The sequence below is a fragment of the Aurantimonas sp. 22II-16-19i genome, from assembly GCF_002088275.1.
Classification (GTDB): domain Bacteria; phylum Pseudomonadota; class Alphaproteobacteria; order Rhizobiales; family Rhizobiaceae; genus Jiella.
The window spans coordinates 1-21,815 of record NZ_AQQS01000056.1; the positions used below are offsets into that span (position 1 = coordinate 1).

A 21,815-nucleotide genomic window follows, 5' to 3' on the forward strand; every position below is an offset into this window, starting at 1 on the left:
GAATCCCCAAAGGGATGCTTTTGTCTCGGTTAATCCACTAGGTCGCCGACCAGGAACAGGACCCTGTCATGTTTCACATCCAGCACGGAAAAATTGTAGCACTCTAGATCGATTATCATCGGGTCGTAGCCGGCCTCCCGCAACAGGGAAGCTATGCCCTCTCCGAGAAGTCTGTTGAATTCACAGATTACGACGTCGATACGCTTTGTCATATCCAGACCCCTCTTTACAGCACCTACATCATAGAGGCAGTAAAGCTCATTTATACCTGATTTAGGAAAATAAACTTTCCCATTGTACCAAGATAACTCATTTTGTTATTAGTATATATATACATATTATACAAACACTCGATAATCAAGTAGCAGGAACAGACCTAGCGGTTGTAGAATGGATGGCGCCGTGTCATGCGGAAGGCTTGTATGGTCCGATCGAACATCAGGGGGATCGACAGAATCGCGAAATAGGGAACGATTACCGCGTATCTTCCGCTAAGGCGTCTCGGCTCGCTGCCGAGCCTGAAGAGCCATTCCAAGCCGCCGCGCTGCATCCATTTCGGCGCTTGCCTCTTTGCACCTGACAGGAAATCGAAGGCTGCCCCGACCCCGATCATCACCGGGACGTCGAGAAGGTCGCGGTGCGCCTGCATCCAACGTTCCTGCTTCGGTGTACTCAGGCCGACCCACAGCACGTCGGGCCGTGCCGCGTTGATCATGTCGATCACCGCGATGTCCTCGGCTTCGGTCAGGGGGCGAAACGGTGGCGTGTATGTCCCGACCACGTTCAGAAGCGGCGATTGCGCCCGGAGGCACGCGGCGAGCCTTTCGGCGATCCCTTCCGCGCCGCCGTAGTAGAAGTGGCGCAAGCCATTGATGTCGGCACGCTGGCTGAGGGCGTGCATCAGGTCCGGTCCATAGACCCGGTGGACGTCGTTGAGGCCGAGGGCTCGAGCTGTCCAGACGAGGGGCATCCCATCCGGCGTCACCATGCCGGCATCGCGATGGATCGCAAGGAGTTTGGCATCGCGGCGGCATTCGAGGATACCGTGCGCACCGGTGATGCAGACATAGGTTCGGATGTCGGAACTCGCCCAGGATTCGATGGCTGCGACGGCTGTTTCCATGTTGACCGCGCTCACGGGCACGGTGAGGACGTCGAAGCGCGGAGGCGGCATAAGCGCAGGAGCCTGTCCGGGCTCGCCCGATTTTTGGATTGGGTGGGCAAGCGCGTTCATTCGGCGGCCTCTGCCAGAGGCGATCCGCCGTTGAGTTCGCCGGCGAGTCGAGTGCGGAAATAACTCACCGTCGCTACGAGACCTTCCGTTAGCGAAACCTGCGGAGACCAGTCGAGGAGGTCGGATGCAAGACTCGTATTCGGGCAACGCTGGGTCGGGTCGTCGGTTGGCAGCGGCTGACGGCTGATCGTCAGCGGCAGGCCGACGACGCTGGCGATCGTCGTGGCGATCTCGAGAACCGTCATCTCATTAGGATTGCCGAGATTGACCGGGGTAGACGGCGCTGCGCGCCTCGCGAGGCGGTAGAGGCCGTCGACGAGATCACTGACGAAACACAGCGAGCGGGTCTGGCTGCCGTCGCCGTATATCGTCATCGGTTCGCCCCGCAGGGACTGGACGATGAAGTTGGAGACGACGCGGCCGTCGTTGGGCTCCATCATCGGTCCATAGGTGTTAAATATTCGGGCAACGCGAACATCAACCCCATATTTCTGCCGATAATCGAAGAAGAGGGCCTCGGCGCACCGCTTGCCCTCGTCGTAACACGCGCGCGGTCCCCAGGTGGTGACGTTGCCGCGATAGGATTCTGGCTGCGGGGTTAGCGTTGGTTCGCCGTAGATCTCGCTGGTCGAAGCCTGCACCACCGTTGCGCCGGTGCGGCGCGCCATCTCAAGGACGTTGATCGCGCCGAGGACAGACGTTTCGGTCGTGTAGATCGGGTCGCTTTGATATTTTGGCGGCGAGGCCGGGCAGGCAAGGTTGTAGATCCTGTCGGCATCGATACGGATTGGGTTACGGACATCGCCAATGACGAGGTCGAAGCGCGGATGGCGTTCGAGATGAGCGATTTTGCTCCGCGTCGAAGTCGTGAAGTTGTCGAGGCAAACTACATCATCGCCTTCTGTCAACAGCCTTTCGCAAAGATTGGCACCGATGAACCCGGCACCTCCGGTCACGAGTACGCGTCCCATCGTCATATCCCCGTTCGGATTGATCGGTCCATCTTGCCTGCAGCAGATTGCGCGCGCTGATCGTCGCCGTCGCCTGTTCCTCGGGTCAGCCCGAGAGGCGTTCGCTCGGGCTGACCTGTCGACCTCGATCGTTCATTGAACGCGTATCGTGCTGCGCTGCGAAGATCGTTGCCCGGCCGTCTCGACGGAATGCGAGTAGAAGGGGCACCACTTTCGGACTATGAATAATCTCGATGCATGCCGATCATGACGGCATTTGGGCCATGCGTGGAGAGGGCGACGGCATCCGGCAGTATGGATCTTCAGGCGGATGAAGTAATCCCTTTGCTCGGCGTCGTAACCATAACAGACTTAATCATCATCGTTTCATCGGACTAGGCTCGGGAAGAACATCTCTTCACGAGATCGACATGGATCGGGAGCATCCGCGATGAAATTGTCCGCCTTTCGTCTCCTCAGTGGAAAATTCTCGCTCTTGCGAAAGGCCGGTCAGGACAGAGCGCTTGTCCCGACCGGATTTGCGATGGCGCTCGGCTTCGCAGTCGCTTTCCCTGTCGCAGTCCGGGCCGATGACGAGGGTGCGGAGCGACGGACGCAATCCTCCAGTGTGGCCGAGGCATCTGCAGCACAGCAAAAATACGCGCTCGCCCCAGGCGACCGACTCTCGATCGTGGTCTTCGAGCAGCCCGACATATCCGGAAGCTACTTCGTCGAACCGGACGGCGCCCTGACCTTGCCGCTTCTGGGCGTCATCCAGGCTTCCGGTGTGTCGACGCAGGAGCTGCAGCGTGAACTGACGCGGCGCTTTGCCGATGGCTACATCCAAAATCCCTTGATCAGCGTCCGGCTGGCGGAGTTGCGGCCGGTGACTATCATCGGCGCGGTGCGCTCGCCCGGTCGCTACACATTCTTCGACGGCATGACTGTCGAGGCGCTCGTGGCGCTTGCCGGCGGCACAGCGCGCCTCAGCGGCGAGGAAGCTGCCTTCAAGGCAGATCTTCTGCAGGCTGACGAACGCCTCAACTCGCTCAAGCTCGCTTATCTCGGTCAGATGGTCCGCAACGCCAGGCTCGAGGCCCAACTGGCCGGGGGCGAGATGGATCTGCCGGAGGTTCCCGAAGCGGAGGCGGCGGTCTTCACGAAACTCGCCGATGGCGAAAAACAGATCCTCGATTTCGAACGCTCTTCCCAGGAAGGGCAGGCCGGACTTCTCAAGGAGCAGGTCAAGCAGATCGGATCGGATATCGCCACCTTCGAACAGCAGGCGGAACTCGAAAAGGAACAAACCGAGTTTCTCGACAACCAGATCGCGGATCTGACGGGGCTCGTCCGCAACGGGCTGACGAAGAAGTCGACGCTGATCGAGATACAGCGTGAAAAGAACAAGAGCCGGGCAAACCTAGCCAGCATCCTCGGAAGCCTGACGCGCTCGAAGTCGCTGCTGGTGGAGACGGATCTCAAGCTGCAAGAACTGCAGACCGGCTATCGCGGTCGGATCATGGCCGATCTTCAAGCCAACAGGTTGCAGATCGCCGTAACAGAAAGTTTGCTGCCAGTTGCCGTAAAGGCAAGACAACTGAAGCTTGACCAGACGCCGGTAAACCTCCTCGAGGCTGACGGATCCCCGATCATCACGATCCGTCGTTATCGTGGCGGCAAACTCGAAACCTTGCCGGCAGGTCGTATGGCGGAAATCTGGCCCGGTGATCTCGTGCAGTTCGGCACGGGCGGCGGCGGTTCGTCAAATCAGGCGGCGGCGAACGGCTTGGCGCTTCCCGAGCCCGAAGTGAGACGACCCGGTGCCGTCACCGCAGTGCCGCACGCGGGTTTGCTGACTCAGCGCTGACGCCGAACCGCCTCGTGCTCCAACTGCAACTTCTCTCTTCGCTTTTTTTCATTCGGAGAATAGCTCATGCGTGCACTCATTCGTCCGCTGATCCTGTCCGGTGGATCCGGCAAGCGGCTCTGGCCAGTCTCGCGCGATACGATGCCGAAGCAGTTCCTGACGCTGCACGGTGAACGCTCGCTCTTTCAGGATACGGTTCTTCGGGTCAGCGATCCGAACCGCTACGGGCGGCCGGTGATCGTAACGGCGCTGAGTTACCGCTTCGAGGTGGAACGTCAGCTCCGGGCGATCGGTCTTGCTGCAACCGTGCTGCTCGAACCCGAGGCGAGGGAGTCAGGCCCTGCCATCCTTGCCGGTTGTCTACATATCGCCTCCGAAGGAGACGGCGAGATCGCGCTGATCCTCGCCTCCGATCATGCCATCGGGCGTCCCGAGGCGTTCCATTGCAGCGTCGACGAAGCCGTGCCGGCGGCTGCGGCAGGGCTGATCGTCACCTTCGGCATCAAGCCTGACAGTCCAGCAAGCGGGTACGGTTATATCGAGCCTGGCCAAGTCTTGACAGGCCCGGTGACGCGGGTCAGCCGCTTCGTCGAAAAGCCCGACCGCGTCACCGCCGTCGGCTATATCGCATCCGGTTTCCTGTGGAACTCAGGCAACTTCCTCGTTCAGGCGGAGGCTTTGATCGAGGAATATGCCCGTCTCGATCGGAACAGCTTCGAAGCAGCCAAGCGAGCGGTGGATGCCATGAAGCCGATAGACGGCGCGCTGCTGCTCGGTGTGGACTATGGCGCAACAGCGAGATCGTCGATCGACTATACCATCTTGGAACGGACGGATCTGGCCGCTGTTGTGCCAGCCGAGTGGGCGTGGTCCGACGTCGGGACGTGGGATTCGGTCTGGCAGATCGGCCGCCGCGACGATGCTGGCAATGTCGTCGAAGGCGAAGTGGAGACGCTCGACAGTACTAACTGCCTGGTGCGATCCTGCGGCACGCTGACCTCGATCGTAGGGGTCCGCGATCTCGTGGTAATCGTCGAGCCAGACGCCGTCATGGTCGCAGATCGGCGCAGCGCCGGATCGGTCAAGACGCTCGTCGACAACCTAGCCCGGCGCGGCGTTCGCGAAGCGGTCGCCCATGCGAGGGACTACCGACCCTGGGGCTGGTTCGAGATCCGCGACCTCGGCGAGACTTTCAAAGTCAAGCGGCTCGGGGTGTATCCAGGCGGGCGGCTATCGCTCCAGAAGCATCGCCATCGGGCGGAGCACTGGGTGGTGGTGACCGGAACGGCTCGCGTGACCGTCGACGATACGGTCTCAATCCTGACGCCCAACCAGCACGCCGAAATCCCGCTCGGCGCTGTACACCGGCTGGAAAACCCCGGTGACAGCCTGCTCGAGATCATCGAGGTCCAGTATGGCAGCTACCTCGGGGAGGATGACATCATCCGCATCGATGACGTGTACGACCGCGCCATCCTGACCGCTGCGGAGTAGGGTGTCGCGGTGCGGGGGCTCTTCAGGCGAAATGGTGCAAGGATCTGCCTGCTGGTCCTCGTGGGCGGAACTGGGGCATCCGTCATTCCGAGCGGTGTGGGTGGTGAGGGCCACGCTGAAGTCGATTGGCCGGCTTTGTCCACCCCACTGGTCGGGCCTCGGGAAAAGCCCTGTCCGGCAGGCGCAATTCGCATCGGCGTAGGAGACGCGGTCGCCGCGGTGGCCGCCGCATCGCCACCGGGCACGATATTCTGCATCGCGGCCGGCATTCACCGCGGCGAATCGATCGCGCCGAAAGACGGGCAGCGCTTCTTCGGTGAGCCAGGCGCGGTTCTTAGCGGAGCCAAGCCACTCGGCCCGTTTCGCGCCGTCGGAGGACAATGGGTCGCCGATGCCTTCGTCATCGAGCAGAATCGTCGCGGGGTTTGCCTGCCGGAAAAGCCTAACTGCGACCATCTCGAACAGGTGTTTCTCGATGGGGAGCCCATGGAGCAGGCGTCGAGCACGGACAGGCTGCGCAGCGGCTATTTCTTCTTCGACCGTGCCGGCGGCTCGATCGTTCTTTCCGACGATCCGACCGGCCGGAGCATTGAAATGACGGCTGCGACTCACGCCTTCCTGGCCAATCGCGCCAGCAACGTTGTCGTCGAGAACCTGACCATCGAAAAATACGCCAACCCGGCCCAGGAAGGCGCGGTCTACCACGACGCCGATCCCCTCGCGACGGGGTGGAGTATCATTCACAACACCATCCGGTCGAACAGTGGCCTTGGCGTCCTTGCCGGGCCGCAAAGCCGTGTTGCGGGAAATCTCGTGAGCGACAACGGCCAGCTTGGCATCAGCCTGTCGAGCTTCGACATTTCCATCGAGGGCAACGAGATCGCCCGGAACAACTGGCGCGGCTACGACCCGGCTTGGGAAGGGGGCGGCCTGAAGGGCGCACAGACCCGCAACGCGACCATTCGCGGGAACTTCGTCCACGATAATCGCGGCCCAGGCCTGTGGTGCGACATCGGATGTTCCGGCACGCTCTACGAAGCGAACCGCGTCGAGAACAACGACGGCGCCGGCATCTTCCATGAGATCAGTTACGACGCGATCGTTCGCGGCAACCTTCTAAGGGGCAATGGAGTCCGGGCGGGAAACTGGTACTGGGGTGCGAACATCCTGATCGCCGCCTCCCGGGACGTCGTCGTCGCGGACAATGTCATCAAGGTCCGGCCGGACGGTACCGGAATCGCATTGATCGACCAGGGCAGGGAGCGCGATTCAGGAGGCTTCTACGAAACCCGCCGCAACACCATCACCGGCAATCTCGTGCGTTTCGAGGGAGCCTTCGGCAGGATGGGCGGCGTCAGCGACGTCCACCCAGGCGAGATGAACGAGGGGATCATCGAGACGGGCGACAACCTTTACCGGTCCAATTCCTACTCCGTTCCGAGAGGCGGCCGCATCCTCTTCGGTTGGGGCGACGGGGAATACGACTTCGCCGGCTTTCAGCGGCTCGGGCAGGACCGCGGCACCACCCTGACGGTAAACGCCGTCCCCGCCGCAGGGGACTGACGAGGCTCGCGGGGGTCAACGGCGTCTCGGCGGCGAACGATCTATCCCGCCTTGGACGGGTTCAGCGTCCACCGACCTCTCCGCAGCCGCTCCTGCCGAGCGCCGTTGGAGCAGTTGTGGGACCAGGCGAGACACTCCGCTCTACCCGCCTACGACCGCTAGTCCCCGTCACCCCATCCCTTGGACGGCAGTAGCAACGCCTTGGGCGTCTCAGTAAAAGACCGTCTTCAGCCTCGACAGCCGCCGGCGGAGAGGTGTCGGCAAACGATCGAACGTCGTGACCAGCATCCCCCGGACGCTGACGAGATACCGCGCGATCAGCCAGCCCCGCATCGTCAAGGGAACGACATAGTCGGTAACGTCGGTCGACCACTCCGTCCATTCGCTTTTGTGCGGAAGGTTGGGAGGTAGGAAGTCGAATTTCTCGATCCCGTCACTCTTTTCCAGAAGATGCCAGAGAAGCAGCCGGCCCGGCGACTGGGAGGCAAAGCGTTGATCATAGCTCTGTATCATCGAGTAGTAGTGCCCGCGGTCGGCGACGCCGACCTCGATCGCGGCGGTCTCGCCGCCGACGAGCATGCGACTGATCATGAAGTGTCCCTCTTCGGCGAGGGTCAGGATTGTATTCCGATTGCCTGGATGAAGATAGCCGGCGCTGGCCATGCCGCGGGCGTCAAGCCAGTCCGACTTCAGTGCCAGGGCCTGCTGAACGGCGGCGCGGTGATTGCAGCGAGGCACGTCCTCGAAGGTCACTGCGCCGAAGCGCTGCAGCTTCTTCATGTGCCGCTTCAGGGAACTGATGCTGCGGCCACTGCGGTTTCGCCGCTGGCGCCGCGGCGTGACTTCGCCGCTTTCGGGCGTTTTGACGATGAACGGGGAACTGTCCGACAAGAGCTGCAGCCAACGTTGCTTTTTCGGCGTGAGACGCTCGAGCGAAGAGTCCCATCGCACATGTTTCAGATGGAGGGCATCGACGCCGTCCATCGCGGCGATCGCCTTCCAAGCGGTCTCGAACCATGCGGCTGCGAGGGGCGAATCGTCGACGAGCACATCGCTGTATTGCGTTGCGGGCTCGCCCAGCGAATGAAGGATGCGAAAAGGCCCCAGGGAGCGCAGGGAGAGGGGCCACAGCAGCACCAGGCAATCGCCCTGCCAGACAGTCACCGTCCGGACCGTCTCTGGACGACCGGCCGCGCTGCACGAGCGAACCCAGGCGGAGCACCATTCGTAGCTTTGGTAAAAATTCGGGGCAGTCTGTCGCCCTCGAAGTTCCTTCCATGCAGATGCTACGACCGAAATCTCGTCGAGGATGACCGCCTTCGGCCGCATCCTGTCTGTAAGGACCTCCTGGGCCGCGTTGCCGCTCTGGCTGAAAGGATTGGCTTGAAATGCTGCTGGTGCCACAGACAAGGGTGAACCCTCTTCATGTTGAATGGCTAAGGCCCATAAGACAATCGACGTACGCAAACCCTGCGCTTCGCATGATCTGAAAGGCGGAGACAACGCCGCACCGCACGACGATGGCCTGCGTAGACGGTCGAGTCGGGCTGCGCCACTGAGCCTACAATGACACCTAGTTTCACCAAACCGGCTCTCGGAGTACACCTTCAGGTCGATTTCTCCATGGGGCCGCTCCGTCAAAGGCAGCTATCTGTCCAGCGGCGGAGGCCTTAGGCACAGCGCTCGCGCGCCGCCGGGCGCGGCCCCTCGACCGACTCAGCGGTACGAATGGTAAGGCGCTGATGAGCTGATCCAGATACCTCGTGTCGACGTCCGGCAACATCGGAAGTGCCGATCGAATGAGACAACCGACTAGCGACCGGCGTCGCGGGCTGGACAGCGCCTCTGCGCTAGAGGCGTTCGCGCAACGTCAAGACGGATCAGATCAATTGTCTAGCCCTTTCTGCAGGCTGGTTCAGGCGGAGGTAGTCCGTCCGAACCTGAACAGTACCCTCTCGAGCCGGGGTATGGGTGGCCACCTCCAGCTTTGCAACTCAGCGGCCGAGGCCTGCCCGCCACAATCTCCGTGCGACCACCGCGGCCATCGAGGCAGCCCACAACCCTCTGCGGTCTCGAAAGGGGGACGTAATGCGAGAAGGAACTGTGCTCGGAATGGGTCGCAACATGGCGATCCAGTGGTTGCGTGCATTCGCCGCGGTTGAGGTGATGCTGTGGCACAGCGACCTTATGACGAAGCGGTTCTCGAACTATTCGATCCAGACTTCGGACTATGCCTTCTTCGGCGGTATCGGAGTGGAGGTCTTCTTCATCGTCTCCGGCTTTCTGATGTCGCTCGTGAGCTCGCACGAGCCCAAGGCATGGAACTTCGCAATCCGCCGCGTCATCCGGATCTACCCGCTTTATTGGATGTTTACGTCGCTCGTCGTTCTGGCAGCAGTGATCAGTCCGCACTGGGTGCTGGGCGGTTCGCTGGCGCGCGCCTCGATCCTCGAATCCTATCTGATCGTGCCGCAGAACGTCTTTCCGACGCTCATGGTGGGATGGACGCTGGAATACGAAATCGTATTCTACTGTCTGGTCATGCTCTGTCTTGTCGCTGCGACCGCCGGCCCGGTTTGGAAGCATCGCTGGATCCTCTCCACGATCCTCGCCTCGCTTGGTCTGTGCGGTGCTGCCATTCCCGACGCGATTTCCAGCAGTGCGATCCTCGACCATCTTCTGAGTCCCTACATGTTCGGCTTCGGGTTCGGCTGGCTTCTGCACGGTCTCCGGCGACACCTGATGGATGGCGCGGTCCCCCTTGCGATCTTCGGCACCGTCTTCGCCTTCGCCTTCGCCATTAGCAGCGGACATGACCGCGCGTTGATGGCGCGGATCCTGATCGCCGGCGTCGGCGTCGTGACACTCATGGCGCTACAGCCCATGATCGGTCGTCTCGGGCGCGGCGGGGCTGTACTGGCATTTGCGGGCGAGGCTTCTTACAGCATCTACCTTTCCCACTGGTTCGTATTGTCCATTCTCGGGAAGGTGCTAGGCGTCGTGTTGCCTCCGGCGGTCGCCTTCGATGTCCCGGCCAGAATATTGGGCTGCGCCGCCGCGATCGCTGCCGGAGTAGCGATCTTCGCCTTCGTCGAGCGTCCTCTCGATCGCTGGCTGAGAGACAAGCTGCTGCCACGCAAGCCCGTGCCGGATGTTCCGGACGAGCCGGGTCCCGTCGACGATCCCGTCCTCCAGCCGGCGCTAGACGGTGTCGAGCGCTAACCGGCGCTCCGAAGAGCGGGAACGGCGCTTCCGGCCGGTCTGAAGCGCGATCCGTGCTCCTCAAAGGCTTTTCGGATGCATCGGATCGAAGGGGTTAGCCCGGAAACTTGGGGCGACGCCGTGCCCGTTTCGGCTCAGTTGTCGATGGAGCTCTCGATTACAGGCTGTCCTATGACCTACATCCCTTACCATTCGAGACCAGTTCCCGGCACGACGTCGTTCGAGACCGGGCCGATCGACACCCGGTTGGTCGTCGACGTGCCACCGGTGCATTCCGGTGCCGGACGCAGCCCGCTTCCTGGCGTCATCCCTCCACTCAAAGCTCAGATTACGTCACCAGCCGAATTCATCAAACTGGAGGCGGAGTGGCGGGAACTCGTGGAGCGGTCTCTCCATCCCAACGTCTTCATGGAGCCGGTCGCCGTGTTGGCGGCGGCGGCGGTCTGTCGCGGTGCCTTGCGCGTCGTCCTCGTGTGGGACGATGCTTCCTGCACGCGGCGGCTGGTCGGAGCGTGGGCGTTGCTCGAACCGAGCACCCTCTACTTCAGCGGCTCACGGGTGCTCGTCGCGCCGATCCATCCCCATGCACCGCTGTCGACGCCAGTGATCGATCGAGCCATGGCGGGCCATGTGTTGGCCAGCATGTTCGAGGCAATCGAGGCAGAGCCCGATCTTCCCAAGCTCGTCGAGCTTGCTCACCTCGATGCCTCGCGCGGGTTTCTCGCGGCACTTGAGGCCGCAAGCCTCCAGCAGGGCGGTAGGTATCGGCTTTTCGATATGCGGCAGCGTCCGGAACTCGGAATCCAGTCTATGCCGCCGGATTCCGGCGCGGCTGTTTCGAAGAACCGCAAACGCTCGATGGACCGCCGGCGGCGAAGGTTGGCGCGGCTCGGGGATTTGGCGGTGGACGAGATCGTCGACGCCGGTGACCTCGCAGCGGCGCTCGAAGAGTTTCTGGCACTCGAAGGGGCGGGGTGGAAGGGGCGTCGCACGGCGCGCGGCCGCGCCCTGCTGCTCGACGCCGACGCGGCATTCTACGCCCGCGAGGTCGTCCAAGGCTTGGCAGCTCGCCGCCTGGCGCGTCTCTTCGTTCTCCGTCTCGATGGAAGGGCGGTGGCAGTCAGGATCGTTCTCCAGTCGGGAGCGGGTGTCTTCACCTGGAAGAGCAGCTATGACGAAGCGCTTCGTGAATACTCCCCCGGATTGCTGCTTCTCGAAGACGTCACTGGCGCTCTTCTTGACGATCGGGCCCTGACATTCGCGGATTCATGCAACCACCATGACGAAGGCTACATGAGCGAATTCTGGCACGGCCGCAAACCCGTCACCAGCGCGCTGATCAACGTCGGGTCGGCTAATCTCCTGCACTACTCGCTTGTGAAAGGGCAACTGCTTGCGAGCTGGCAGATGAAGGCCTTGGCACGAAGGGCGCTTCGCCAGATGCGGCAGTTAGCCAGCCGTCTTCGTTCGGGTGTGGGACCGGATGCCCGCCAATACTCGCCCTTTCCCGAAGTCTCGTCGAGACGGCGGGACCATCGTTGACCGCCAGTGATTCCGGAGCCGAGAGCGCCTTGTCGACGACCACGCCCATCCAGGCCGCGAGAGCTTCGAGGACATGGACTTATGAGACGAATGGGAGGTGCCCGGACATCATGGAGCACGACGTGCAGTCCGGCGATTTCCGGTCAACGATCATCAGCGCCTCTCGCTACCGGCGACTTCGCAACGAATGGCAGGCTCTCAGCAATCGAGCGCTCGTCCCAAACGTCTTTGCCAGTCCAGAGTTCGCGGCGGCGGCCGACAAGGCATCGCCCCGCAACGTCCATGTGATCCTTGCCTGGCGCGACCGCTCCAGCGCTGACAGGGCAGAGTTGGTTGGCGTGCTGCTCGTGACCTGCTTGCGGTCTCCTCTGTCCTGGCCGACGAGGCTCGCCGTCTCCCCGGTCAGTCATCTTGCCTATCTTGGATCGCCGGTGCTCCACCGCAACTTTGTTTCGCCGGCACTGCAATCGATGCTGTGTCTCATCCGTGACCATCGATGGCTTCCCAAACTCGTCGAGATCGGTGATCTGAGCGCCGAGTTGCTGGATGATCTGCTATCGGTTGCCGCCGGACATCAGATGAGCGTCGCGCTCGTCGAGCGGCGCCAGCGGGCAAAGCTGGTGCACGGCGAAGCCGGTCCCAAGGTCGAGGAATGCGCAAGGTCGCGGCAGCGGGCGTTCGAGCGAAGACGTAAGAAGCTGGCCCGATCCGGCACGGTCACGGTGACGGACATCCGCGGGCCGGACTTGGTCGTTGCGCACATGGAGGAGTTTCTCGAACTCGAGGCCTCAGGATGGAAAGGCAAACGCGGCACCGCCCTGCTATCCGACCCGGTGACGGCTGCGCTCTCGAGGCATGCAGTCCGCGATCTGGCGAAGACCGGCAACGTGTCGATCCATACTATCCGGCTGGACGGCAAGGTGCTTGCCATGGGAATCATCTTTTATGCGGGTCCGCACGCCTTTACTTGGCGCACCGCCTATGACGAAAGCTACGCGCCGTTCTCGCCCGGTCTTGCCCTGTTGGAATGGACGAGCGAGCAGCTCCTGGCTGACCCGCGGCTGACGATGACAGATTCTTGCAACCACCGTGACACTGGGATGCAGGCCGAGCGCTGGGCTGCGCGCCACGAACTCCTCGACGTGTTGATTGACGTCCGGCCCCGGCGGCGGGCTACGTTGGATTTTTTGGCGGCAAAAGTCCGCGGCAGGCGTCGGATCAAGGAGATGCTGCGCCGGCTGCGTGACCGGCTGCTTGCCGAGCGCCGGGATGTCTCAGCCATTTTGCGCCGCATCCGCGGGAGACCGCCATACCGACTACCACCAAAGAAGCGTTGAAGCGGCGCCGAGGCTGCCGGAAAACGAGCTGAGCCGTCAACTGCAGCTTCTCGCGATGAACCGCGACGAGGGCCGCTTCGAAGGCCGGATCATCGGTGCGACGGTGGCAGGTGAGGGAGAGCGGCCGAAGCGCGGAGCGACATTGCAAGAGATGCGGGAGAATTCGACGTGAAGATGCCGAGATTGCCCGCGGCCTCATGGACGCTTTTCGATCAGGCGACGCTCAGCCTTGGAACATTCCTGTTCAACATCGTGCTGGCTCGACATCTCTCAATCTCCGCCTACGGCGGCTACGCTATGTTCATCGGGATCATCTCGGTCATGCAGGTGATCTGCGGCGCCCTGATCTTCTATCCGCTGTCCGTGCGCGGATCCGTGCTCGCACAGGAGCCTTTCCGGCAGCTCGTCGTGACCGCGTTGATCTTGACCGTCATCGTCGGCATGCCAGTCGCTCTGTTGCTCGCGGCGCTGGTCGACCTGCTGATCGGTAGCGGCTTGTTCCTGGCGGCCTTCTGCGCTCTTGCCGCTGGGCAAATGCAGGAAGGATTTCGCCGCGGGCTTCTCGCGAGCTTTCGCCACCGCGATGCCGTCATCGGTGATGCCGCCAGCTATCTCGGGCAGGTTGTTCTCGTTTTGGCCTTATCTGGCAATCTCGACCTCGACCTTGGCTCGGCGCTCTACGTCATGGCACTGACCTCACTCGTCGGGGCAGGAATCCAGTGCCTGCAGCTCATGCCGCTCGCAATCGCCCCGCTGCCCTTGGGGCCGACGTTCCGCGACTTCTGGTCGCTTGGCGTCTGGTCGCTCAGCAGCAACGTTCTCAACATCGTCAGGGGGCAGAGTCTCCCCTGGGTCCTGACCTACACCTTCGGGCCGGCGGCGGCCGGCATGTTCCAAGCCACCGCGAACATCGCCAACGTCACCAATCCGATCCAGACGGGGGTCGCCAACGTCATCCCGCAGGCAGCCGCGCGGGCTTATGCCGGGGGCCACCGCGCAGCCTTTCGCGCATCGTGGCCTTACATGATTGCCGGTCTGCCGCTGGTAGCCAGTTTCGTCATCATCATGCTGATCCTGCCAAACGAATTGCTGGCGCTCGCCTACGACTCCAACATCGACAGCGAGGCGGTCGTCACGCCGCTCCGGCTGATGGCGGTCACGGCCATTTTTTGCTACGTCGCCGCTGCTGGCTGCGCTCATCTGCACGGCGTTAACGGTGGTCGCGCCGGCCTTCTCGCCGACCTCGCCTCCACTCTTTGCGTCGCTGTCATGATCTATCCAGCGGTCCTATATTTCGGCATCGTTGGCGCCTGCGCCGCGGCTCTATTCGGGTTTGTGGTCCGGGCGACGTTCATTGTCCTCACTATCCTGGACGGCGTGATGCCGAGCGCAACACGAGCAAATCTGCCCTTCGTCTTTCGTCTTGGCCGCTTGGAGCCGGACAGCAGCATCCAGAAAACTCAGTTCGTTCCAAGCATAGGAGAAGGTTCATGATTATCACAGTCGTCACGCCCACGCTGAACGGTGCCGAATTTCTTGGCGCATGTATCGCCTCGGTCCGACGCAACTGCCATCCGAGCTATGAGATCGACCATGTGATCGTTGATGCCGGCAGCACCGACGGTACCATCGAAATCGCCAGATCGGCAGGTCTGCGGATCATGCAGGGTAAGGACAAGGGGATATTCGACGCGATCAACAAGGGTTCCTTCAATTCGAGAGGGGATCTTCTCGGCTTCCTTGGCGCGGACGACACGATGCTCGACGGCGCGCTTCTTAAGATCGTCACGGCCTACACGCGCAGTGGCCGAGGCTGGGTTGTCGGAGGCATCCGGTGGATCGACGGCCGAGGCGAGAGCCTCGGTGAACTCGCCGCGCCCCCGATCTGGATGTCGGCTCGGATGCAGGCCTGTCTCGGCTGGAATCCTGTGATGCACATGTCGACCTATTTTTCGCGGGAGCTCTTCGAGAACCTTGGAGGGTTCAACATCGACTACAAGGACGCCGGCGACTACGAGCTTTTCGCCCGGGCGCTGCAGCGCGAGCCATATGCCCGAGTGGCCGCGCCGCTCACCTGCTTCCGGCGAACCGGCGCCAACAACAGCGTCGTCAATGCTAGGCGCGCTGGCCGCGAGGCCCGCCAGGTTCTGGAGAGTTTTGGCCCGCGGTCGCATTGGGAGCGGGCTTTCTGGAAGCAGTTCCTCAAATGCTGGTTCAACCTCCGCAATCCCGGTTGGATGGTCCGCAAGATGGGCCGGGCAGTGCGCGTCCGCTACGATCCGGCGGCGCAACCCTATTTCTAAGCCTTCCGATCTTTGGGGCACGCGCGATTGTCCGGTCAAGCGGGTGCAACGCCCGCTTGACCGGACGAGCGATCAGGATCGGTCCGCCGGGCGGGCGTCACATGGCGCGATCCGGATGCGGTGGTGGCGTCGGGGCGTTCGAAGGCGCCGGAAACCTTCCCGCGAGCCGTGTCTAAGCGATACGCTCCATTGACCGCGTAAGCCCTTACGGTGCAAGTCTTCGCAGGGCCTCGGCCGCGCTCGGCTCAGGTGGTGAATGGGCTATCTCTCGAGATGCCGCCAGACATGCGCCCATCCGCCGGGCGACGGCTGCTCCCGCGCAGACATTCTCCCACCATTCGAGCGATCTTCGATGTAAATCCAGTTGCCGGCCTTCGTCGCGGCGCAGATCCCGCGCGATGCTCTCGAGATTGCGCCAGTCGTCGATCTGGATGGCTGGACAGCCCCTGTAGAACCAGTGCGGCGGCAGGCGGTCGCAGATCACCACGCATCCCTGGCGCAACGCTTCGAAGAAGCGGTAGGTCTCGCTGGAGGAACCTCGAGGCGCAAGACAGATCTTCGTGTTGGCGACGATTTTAGAGTACTCGGCGCCGCTCGACAGGATGCTTTCCATGAAAGTGCCGGTTTGGCCATAGAAAATGTCGTTCATGCCGGAGGCTGCGATTCTTCTCAGCGAGCGCGACATCTGCGACCGCGCGATGGCCTTCGGTGTGCCGATCGCTCGCCGCAGCGACCATGTCTTATGATGGGTCTGCTCTATGCTGCCGACGAAGGAGATGAAATAACGCCGGGTCTGATACTCGGCTATCGGCAGTGCGATCTGACGGGCGTAGCCGAGGGGGACCGTCTCGCGGTTGCGGGGGAGGGGTCGGAAGCCGCTGCGCCGCAGGTAGACGGCCATGTGGTAGAGCCAGTTGGCACCGTCCCGGGTTGCCTTCAGCAGAACGGCCGGGTGTTGAAGACAGGCGCGCGGGTCTACCTGAGGCAAAAAGCCATAGGCCTTGAAGACGCATGCCACCCGGTTGATGTACCAGGGAATCGAGCCGTATTCATCTTGCAGGATCAGGACGACGACGTTCTCGCCATACGAGGGGAGATCGGGGATGATTTGGTAGTTCCAGACGATGTAGACGGTCAGCCCGTCCATCTGACCTCCCGCCTCCAGCTCGCGAAAGCACTCGACGTAGTATCCGAGAAACACGTCCGGATAAGGATCGCGATACGATGCGAAATCCAGTTCCAGCGGCTCCCGCCCCGCGGTGAGAAGGACGTATCTGACCTGCGGAGTGGGCTGCATGATCAGGCCGCGCTGGGCGAGGAGGATTGGCCCTTGGAGATGGCGAGAAAGGGGACGGCGTCGTAGGCCGCGTTGTTGAATTTCGGCCGACCGACGCCGACATAGTCGAAGCCGCAGGAGGCGAGCCGCTCCGGGTCGAGGTGATTGCGCAGATCGATGACGAGGGGCTGCGATACCACGCTGGCAAGGTGTTCCCAGTCGAGGTCCCGGAATTCGGCCCACTCCGTCATGATGACGATCGCATCGACCTCGCTTACGGCATCCTCGACGCAGGCGGCGTAGTCGACTTCGGGGAACAGGCGCGCGGCAGGCGTGTTCGCGTGCGGATCATAGGCCGAGAGGATGGCGCCGAGGTCGAGAAGCGTGGCGATGAGATCGATCGCCGGCGCTTCCCGGATATCGTCGGTCCCGGCCTTGAAGCTCAGGCCCAGGATCGCGATGCGCATTCCCTGGACGTCGCCATCAAGAGCGCCGCAGATCTTCATCGCCATTATGCGCTTGTGTTCCGCGTTCGACGCGATGACGGCTTCGGCGATCGGCATCGGGCGTTCCTGCTTGCCCGCCAGGTCGACGAGCGCCCGCAAGTCCTTCGGGAAACATGAACCTCCGAAGCCTGGCCCTGCGACCAGGCAGTGGACGCCGATGCGGTGATCGAGGCCGATTGCGCGGGAAAGTTCGACGACGTCCGCTCCAACCGCCTCGCAGAGGCGCGCAAACTCGTTGATCAAACCGATCTTGGTCGCCAGAAAGACGTTCGAGGCGTACTTGATCAGCTCGGAGGTTTCGACCGCGTCCGTCTCGACGAGGCAATGACCGCGCCCGATCAGCGGCGCGTAAAGGCGGCGCATCGCCATCAGCGCGCGGGGCGAGGTGCAGCCTACCACGATCCGGTCCGGATGCATGAAATCTTGGACCGCACAGCCCTCGCGTAGGAATTCCGGATTCGAGACGACGGCGAATTGGCTGCCCGGCAGGTGACTGCTCAGAACCGCTTGAACGCGCTTGCATGTCCCGACCGGCACCGTCGATTTCACCACAAGGATCATGAAGCCCTGCGGGCACCTGGCGCTGCGCTGCCTTGCAACCGTGGCGACGGCGTTGAAGAGTGCCGAGAGGTCGGCAGATCCGTCCGGGGCCGTCGGCGTACCGACAGCCACGAACAGAACCAGTTCCTCGGCTTCCAGCGCTGACCGGAGATCGTCGCTGAAGCGCAGGCGCCCCATTTCCGCATTCATCTGGACTATCTTCTGAAGACCGGGCTCGAAGATCGGGATGTCGCCGTGCGTCAGCACCGCCAACTTGTCGACGTCGGAATCGACGCAAGTCACATCATGTCCGATCTCGGCGAGACAGGCGCCGGTGACGAGCCCGACATATCCGGTTCCTAGGACGCACACGTTCATCATCATCACATGCTCCATGCTGTTAAGCGTTGAGTGGTGCCGGCGCCGCGTCGCTGCTTCGGCAGTGCCGACGAATCTTCCGCAAGGAGAGCGGTGGCTATCCGCAGACGGCCCCGAGAGGCTCGCATCGCTATGCGCCGGAGGATGCCTCGTCAGCGCGCACCGCGCGCCATCACGATGGCCGGGAGCGTGTGCATGAGGATCCAGAAGTCGAGCCAGATCGACCAATTGCGGATGTAGAATGTGTCCAGGCGCTTCTGCGCCGAAAGATCAGCATTGCTTCGCTCGGTGATCTGCCAGAGGCCGGATAGGCCGGGAGTGACGCTTGCCCTTAGACGGTAGAACTCTCGGTCGAAGCTCGCCAGATGATAATCCGGGAACGGCCGCGGTCCGACGAGGCTCATTTCACCCCGAAGCACGTTCAGGAGCTGCGGCAATTCGTCGAGGCTCGAACGACGGGCCAGAGCGCCTATGATCGGGAGGATACGCGGATCGCGTGAGAGCTTGAAATGGTTCAGCCATTCGCGCTGCGCGGCAGGATTCGTTGCCAGATGCGCTGCAAGGCGCGGCTCGGCGTCGCGATACATACTTCGCAACTTCCATACACGGAAGGGGCGCAGGTTCTGGCCAATACGCAGCTGCGAGTAGAAGGGGTTACCGGGATTGACCAGAAAGATCGCAAGCGCGCCGGCAGCGATGATGGGGAGGCAGGCAATTGCAAGCGGCACCGCGACCACGAGATCGAAGGCCCGCTTCAGGCGCAGGTTCCTCGCGACCAAAAGGCTGCGGCGCACCTCGATGCCGAAGGCGTTTCCGATCGAGCGCGGCTGCAGCCAGAGCGTCTGGAGAGCCCCGATTTCCCTGAGGATGATGACGCTCGGCAGATCGATTTCCGCGGCCAGTTGCATGTCTCTGCGCTGGTCGCCGCTCGAGACGAGGAGGGCGCATTCGACATGCCGGAAGGTATCGGAATGATTACGGAGGCCGATGCTCTCGCGCCCGACGCCGGGACGTACCGCAGTGGCTGCCGACCAGGCTTCCGGGGTGAAGACCCCGACCGGTCGAAACGCCCCGTCGGGCGCCGCGTCGAGGGTCTTGGCAAGGGCGCTGGTCTCCTCGTCCGCACCGATCAGCAGCACCGGTTCGCGCCATAGGTCGGCGTTGACGAGCAATTGCCTGGCGACCGCCGAAGTGATCGATTCCGTCACGATCTGCAGGCATGAGAGCAGAGCAAAGGCGACGATGGCGAGCGGTAGCGGCACGTGGCTCGCCATCATGATGGCGATCGGAGTCGAGAAGATCAGGGCCGCCAGAACGCGGTCGCGGAAGCGCTCGACAGGGTTGGATCGGCTGCCGTCGTAAAAGCCCAGCAGCTGGTGCAAGCAGAGGAGCAGGGCAGCTGCCCCAGCGATGACGATGATGGGTTCATCGAACGGCTGGTAGCCGGCCAGGCCCGAAAAGGAACTTGCCACCACCATCGTGACCACCGCGCTTAGAGCATCGGCGGTCGCGACGACGGCAACCGCAACCGGCCGACGCCAGCGGACGTCGCCCCGGAAGGTGACTGGGAGCGGCCGCGATATACCTTCTACGTTTGTCATGAAAACTCTCCACGCCTGAAGGCTGACCACTGCGGTCTGCCGCCGGTCGGGCATTGGGAAAGGGCTGCGACTAAGAGACGAAATGTCCACTCGGCGATGACGGCTTCAGGTCAAGCGCTCGCCGTCTGGATCGTGCGGCGAGCGTAGGCCTGCAGCCGGGATCACCGGCTGGGAGACGCGACCGCCGCCATGCGGCCTGCGGCTCCGGCACTAACGAGTGGAGGCGCGACCTGCTGCTGGATCCAGTTATAGGTCGGGACGATGCCCTCCCGGAGGTGGATCGCGGGCTCCCAGCCGAGAACCTGACGGAGCCTGGAATTGTCGCTGTTGCGGCCCCGCACGCCCTGCGGTTTGCTGATGTCGTGGCGCTTATAGATAGTCTTGCCGGACGCTTCGGCGACGATGTCGACGAGCTCGTCGATTGTGACGAGTTCGTCGGTGCCGAGGTTGAGCGGCTCGCGGTGCTTTGAAGCCATCAGGCGCAACAGGCCCTCCACGCAGTCGTCGACATACATGAAGGAGCGGGTCTGTTTGCCGTCGCCCCAGATCTCGATTCCACCGCCGTCAGGGGCAAGGGCGACCTTGCGGGCGATCGCTGCTGGCGCCTTTTCGCGACCGCCATCATAGGTGCCGAGAGGGCCGTAGACGTTGTGGAAACGCACGACACGGGTCTCCATGCCGTAGTCTTCGGTGAAGTACTGGCAGAGCTTTTCGGTGTAGAGCTTTTCCAGGCCGTAACCTTCTTCCGGCTGTGCAGGAAAAGCGTCTTCTTCCTTCAGCGGCGTGACGTTGGAGTCATCCTGCAGGAACTGCGGATAGACGCAGGCCGAGGATGAGTAGAGGAAGCGCTTGACGCCCTGCTTCTGGGCTTCAGCCACCATGTTGAGGTCCATCAGCGTGTTGTTCACAGTGATCTCGGCGTGCGACTGGCTGATGTATCCGATTCCGCCCATGTCGGCGGCCAGGTGGTAGACCTCGTCGATGCCTCGGAGTGCCAACGCACAACTGGCCCGTTCTCTGAGGTCGACCTGGAGAAATTCGTCGGCCTTCGTCATTTCGTACTCGGGCAACTTGATGTCGGCCCCGCGGACCCAATGACCCAGCTCCTTCAGGCGGCTCGCAAGATGGTGACCGATGAAGCCACCGGAGCCGGTGACCAGGATCTTCTTCATGGGATGATTCGACATGGCGCTGACCTTCTATTGAGGATGATCAAGCCTGCACCGGAACCTCACTCGCGATAACGACTGCAAATGGATTAACCAAGTTTCCACCGCATCTGTCCGAATGACCAAGACTGCGGATCGATTCTATCGCGTCGGTATATGAGGGACGATTTCGAGCAGAGGGTTCCAAAGAAAGTACCTCTCAATGCGAATCGAAATTGCGGCAAAAAGGTGATTCAAGACATGTAATGTTCAACCATTGCGCGATCATGTGGATCACGCTTTTGATCCCATCTTTTCAGACAATCCAAGACGATTGTGAATGTCCGAGGCGGTGTCGACCTACAACTGCCGGATATGTTTCAAAGGACACAGCGAAGCCTTGTTTCGCGAAAGAATAGCCTCCAAACTAAAAGTGGAGCTAGCTAAAAATCAATGGCACTTTCCATCGGTACTACTTACGGTCCTCGCGACATCTCGATGCCGGGCGATGCAATCGTTCTTCGAGTCGGGGACAGCTATCAGGCAAAGATCGATGCCGCGCCGACGGGCGCGACCTTCTTGTTCGAGAAGGGGATCCATCGCCTCACCGAGTCACTTGATCCCAAGGACAACCAGTCATTCCTGGGAGCCGAAGGCGCCGTACTGAGCGGTTCCCATGCCATCGGCAGCGTGCAGAGGGAGGGGGATCTGTTCGTAGCGAGCGGCCAGACGCAGGAGGGGCTACGCCGCGCCACCGACGAAGCCGCAGATGGATCAATTCGGGCGGGATATCCCGAGACGGTGTGAACCGCCCCGGGTTTGCCGGAGGCTCCAACTTCCAAATAGGATGGAGC

The 21,815-nt window shown here is 62.0% G+C and carries 16 protein-coding genes; 9 read left to right on the forward strand and 7 right to left on the reverse strand.

Going from position 1 to position 21,815, the window contains the following annotated elements; genetic code table 11:
* Positions 1-376: 376 nt before the first annotated feature.
* Together ATO4_RS25715 and ATO4_RS25720 are read right to left on the reverse strand one after the other, a co-directional pair.
* Positions 377-1,234: a WecB/TagA/CpsF family glycosyltransferase gene (locus ATO4_RS25715; RefSeq protein ID WP_245308927.1), complete on the reverse strand. Its 858-nt coding sequence runs from the start codon at positions 1,232-1,234 to the stop codon at positions 377-379.
* Positions 1,231-2,205, reverse strand: a complete 975-nt coding sequence (locus ATO4_RS25720) for a UDP-glucuronic acid decarboxylase family protein (RefSeq protein WP_245308928.1) — start codon at positions 2,203-2,205, stop codon at positions 1,231-1,233. The genes ATO4_RS25715 and ATO4_RS25720 overlap by 4 nt, the downstream gene beginning before the upstream one ends.
* A gap of 430 nt (positions 2,206-2,635) precedes the next feature.
* Between ATO4_RS25720 and ATO4_RS25725 the strand changes: the two genes are divergently transcribed.
* From ATO4_RS25725 to ATO4_RS25735, 3 genes are all read left to right on the forward strand, one after another.
* Positions 2,636-4,051 carry a polysaccharide biosynthesis/export family protein gene (locus ATO4_RS25725; protein ID WP_083594874.1) on the forward strand — a complete coding sequence of 472 codons (1,416 nt, stop codon included), beginning with the start codon at positions 2,636-2,638 and terminating at the stop codon, positions 4,049-4,051.
* Between the two features lie 66 nt (positions 4,052-4,117).
* Positions 4,118-5,545, forward strand: a complete 1,428-nt coding sequence (locus ATO4_RS25730; protein ID WP_083594877.1) for a mannose-1-phosphate guanylyltransferase/mannose-6-phosphate isomerase — start codon at positions 4,118-4,120, stop codon at positions 5,543-5,545.
* Between the two features lie 135 nt (positions 5,546-5,680).
* Positions 5,681-7,108: a right-handed parallel beta-helix repeat-containing protein gene (locus ATO4_RS25735; protein ID WP_139802704.1), complete on the forward strand. Its 1,428-nt coding sequence runs from the start codon at positions 5,681-5,683 to the stop codon at positions 7,106-7,108.
* A gap of 210 nt (positions 7,109-7,318) precedes the next feature.
* On the opposite strand, the gene ATO4_RS25740 is transcribed toward ATO4_RS25735, so the two are convergent.
* Entirely contained in the window at positions 7,319-8,575 is a 1,257-nt protein-coding gene (locus ATO4_RS25740) for a GNAT family N-acetyltransferase (RefSeq protein WP_139802705.1), read from the reverse strand.
* A gap of 645 nt (positions 8,576-9,220) precedes the next feature.
* Between ATO4_RS25740 and ATO4_RS25745 the strand changes: the two genes are divergently transcribed.
* The 5 genes from ATO4_RS25745 to ATO4_RS25765 all read left to right on the forward strand — a co-directional run bounded on the left by ATO4_RS25745 (position 9,221) and on the right by ATO4_RS25765 (position 15,512).
* The gene (locus ATO4_RS25745) at positions 9,221-10,330 is read left to right on the forward strand and encodes an acyltransferase (protein WP_176223180.1); all 1,110 of its coding nucleotides are present in this window, start codon (positions 9,221-9,223) and stop codon (positions 10,328-10,330) included.
* A 171-nt stretch (positions 10,331-10,501) separates the two neighbouring features.
* Positions 10,502-11,872, forward strand: a complete 1,371-nt coding sequence (locus ATO4_RS25750; protein WP_176223181.1) for a GNAT family N-acetyltransferase — start codon at positions 10,502-10,504, stop codon at positions 11,870-11,872.
* 110 nt (positions 11,873-11,982) lie between these two features.
* A complete protein-coding gene (locus ATO4_RS25755; protein WP_083594888.1) occupies positions 11,983-13,209 on the forward strand; it encodes a GNAT family N-acetyltransferase in 1,227 nt (408 codons plus the stop codon).
* Between the two features lie 168 nt (positions 13,210-13,377).
* On the forward strand, positions 13,378-14,703 hold the full coding sequence (locus tag ATO4_RS25760; RefSeq protein WP_139802706.1) for a hypothetical protein: 1,326 nt from the start codon (positions 13,378-13,380) through the stop codon (positions 14,701-14,703).
* Complete coding sequence (locus tag ATO4_RS25765) at positions 14,700-15,512, forward strand: glycosyltransferase family 2 protein (protein WP_083594892.1); 813 nt, start codon at positions 14,700-14,702, stop codon at positions 15,510-15,512. Before ATO4_RS25760 ends, ATO4_RS25765 begins: the two co-directional genes overlap by 4 nt.
* A gap of 205 nt (positions 15,513-15,717) precedes the next feature.
* On the opposite strand, the gene ATO4_RS25770 is transcribed toward ATO4_RS25765, so the two are convergent.
* The 4 genes from ATO4_RS25770 to ATO4_RS25785 all read right to left on the reverse strand — a co-directional run bounded on the left by ATO4_RS25770 (position 15,718) and on the right by ATO4_RS25785 (position 20,985).
* Positions 15,718-16,809 carry a hypothetical protein gene (locus tag ATO4_RS25770; protein ID WP_083594894.1) on the reverse strand — a complete coding sequence of 364 codons (1,092 nt, stop codon included), beginning with the start codon at positions 16,807-16,809 and terminating at the stop codon, positions 15,718-15,720.
* Between the two features lie 2 nt (positions 16,810-16,811).
* A complete protein-coding gene (locus ATO4_RS25775) occupies positions 16,812-18,218 on the reverse strand; it encodes a UDP-glucose/GDP-mannose dehydrogenase family protein (RefSeq protein WP_348626484.1) in 1,407 nt (468 codons plus the stop codon).
* 146 nt (positions 18,219-18,364) lie between these two features.
* Positions 18,365-19,813 carry an exopolysaccharide biosynthesis polyprenyl glycosylphosphotransferase gene (locus tag ATO4_RS25780; RefSeq protein WP_176223182.1) on the reverse strand — a complete coding sequence of 483 codons (1,449 nt, stop codon included), beginning with the start codon at positions 19,811-19,813 and terminating at the stop codon, positions 18,365-18,367.
* 161 nt (positions 19,814-19,974) lie between these two features.
* Positions 19,975-20,985, reverse strand: coding sequence for an NAD-dependent epimerase/dehydratase family protein (locus ATO4_RS25785; protein WP_083594898.1), 1,011 nt, complete (start codon positions 20,983-20,985; stop codon positions 19,975-19,977).
* Positions 20,986-21,414: 429 nt separating this feature from the next.
* Between ATO4_RS25785 and ATO4_RS25790 the strand changes: the two genes are divergently transcribed.
* Positions 21,415-21,768 carry a hypothetical protein gene (locus ATO4_RS25790; protein WP_083594902.1) on the forward strand — a complete coding sequence of 118 codons (354 nt, stop codon included), beginning with the start codon at positions 21,415-21,417 and terminating at the stop codon, positions 21,766-21,768.
* Positions 21,769-21,815 lie beyond the last annotated feature (47 nt).

Excerpts from the sequence above, each read along its gene's own strand:
- ATO4_RS25715 (WP_245308927.1), bottom strand. The coding sequence starts at position 1,234 with ATGAACGCGCTTGCCCACCCAATCCAAAAATCGGGCGAGCCCGGACAG.
- ATO4_RS25720 (WP_245308928.1), bottom strand. The coding sequence starts at position 2,205 with ATGGGACGCGTACTCGTGACCGGAGGTGCCGGGTTCATCGGTGCCAAT.
- ATO4_RS25725 (WP_083594874.1), top strand. The coding sequence starts at position 2,636 with ATGAAATTGTCCGCCTTTCGTCTCCTCAGTGGAAAATTCTCGCTCTTG.
- ATO4_RS25730 (WP_083594877.1), top strand. The coding sequence starts at position 4,118 with ATGCGTGCACTCATTCGTCCGCTGATCCTGTCCGGTGGATCCGGCAAG.
- ATO4_RS25745 (WP_176223180.1), top strand. The coding sequence starts at position 9,221 with ATGGGTCGCAACATGGCGATCCAGTGGTTGCGTGCATTCGCCGCGGTT.
- ATO4_RS25750 (WP_176223181.1), top strand. The coding sequence starts at position 10,502 with ATGACCTACATCCCTTACCATTCGAGACCAGTTCCCGGCACGACGTCG.
- ATO4_RS25755 (WP_083594888.1), top strand. The coding sequence starts at position 11,983 with ATGGAGCACGACGTGCAGTCCGGCGATTTCCGGTCAACGATCATCAGC.
- ATO4_RS25765 (WP_083594892.1), top strand. The coding sequence starts at position 14,700 with ATGATTATCACAGTCGTCACGCCCACGCTGAACGGTGCCGAATTTCTT.
- ATO4_RS25770 (WP_083594894.1), bottom strand. The coding sequence starts at position 16,809 with ATGCAGCCCACTCCGCAGGTCAGATACGTCCTTCTCACCGCGGGGCGG.
- ATO4_RS25775 (WP_348626484.1), bottom strand. The coding sequence starts at position 18,218 with ATGATGATGAACGTGTGCGTCCTAGGAACCGGATATGTCGGGCTCGTC.
- ATO4_RS25780 (WP_176223182.1), bottom strand. The coding sequence starts at position 19,813 with ATGACAAACGTAGAAGGTATATCGCGGCCGCTCCCAGTCACCTTCCGG.
- ATO4_RS25785 (WP_083594898.1), bottom strand. The coding sequence starts at position 20,985 with ATGAAGAAGATCCTGGTCACCGGCTCCGGTGGCTTCATCGGTCACCAT.
- ATO4_RS25790 (WP_083594902.1), top strand. The coding sequence starts at position 21,415 with ATGGCACTTTCCATCGGTACTACTTACGGTCCTCGCGACATCTCGATG.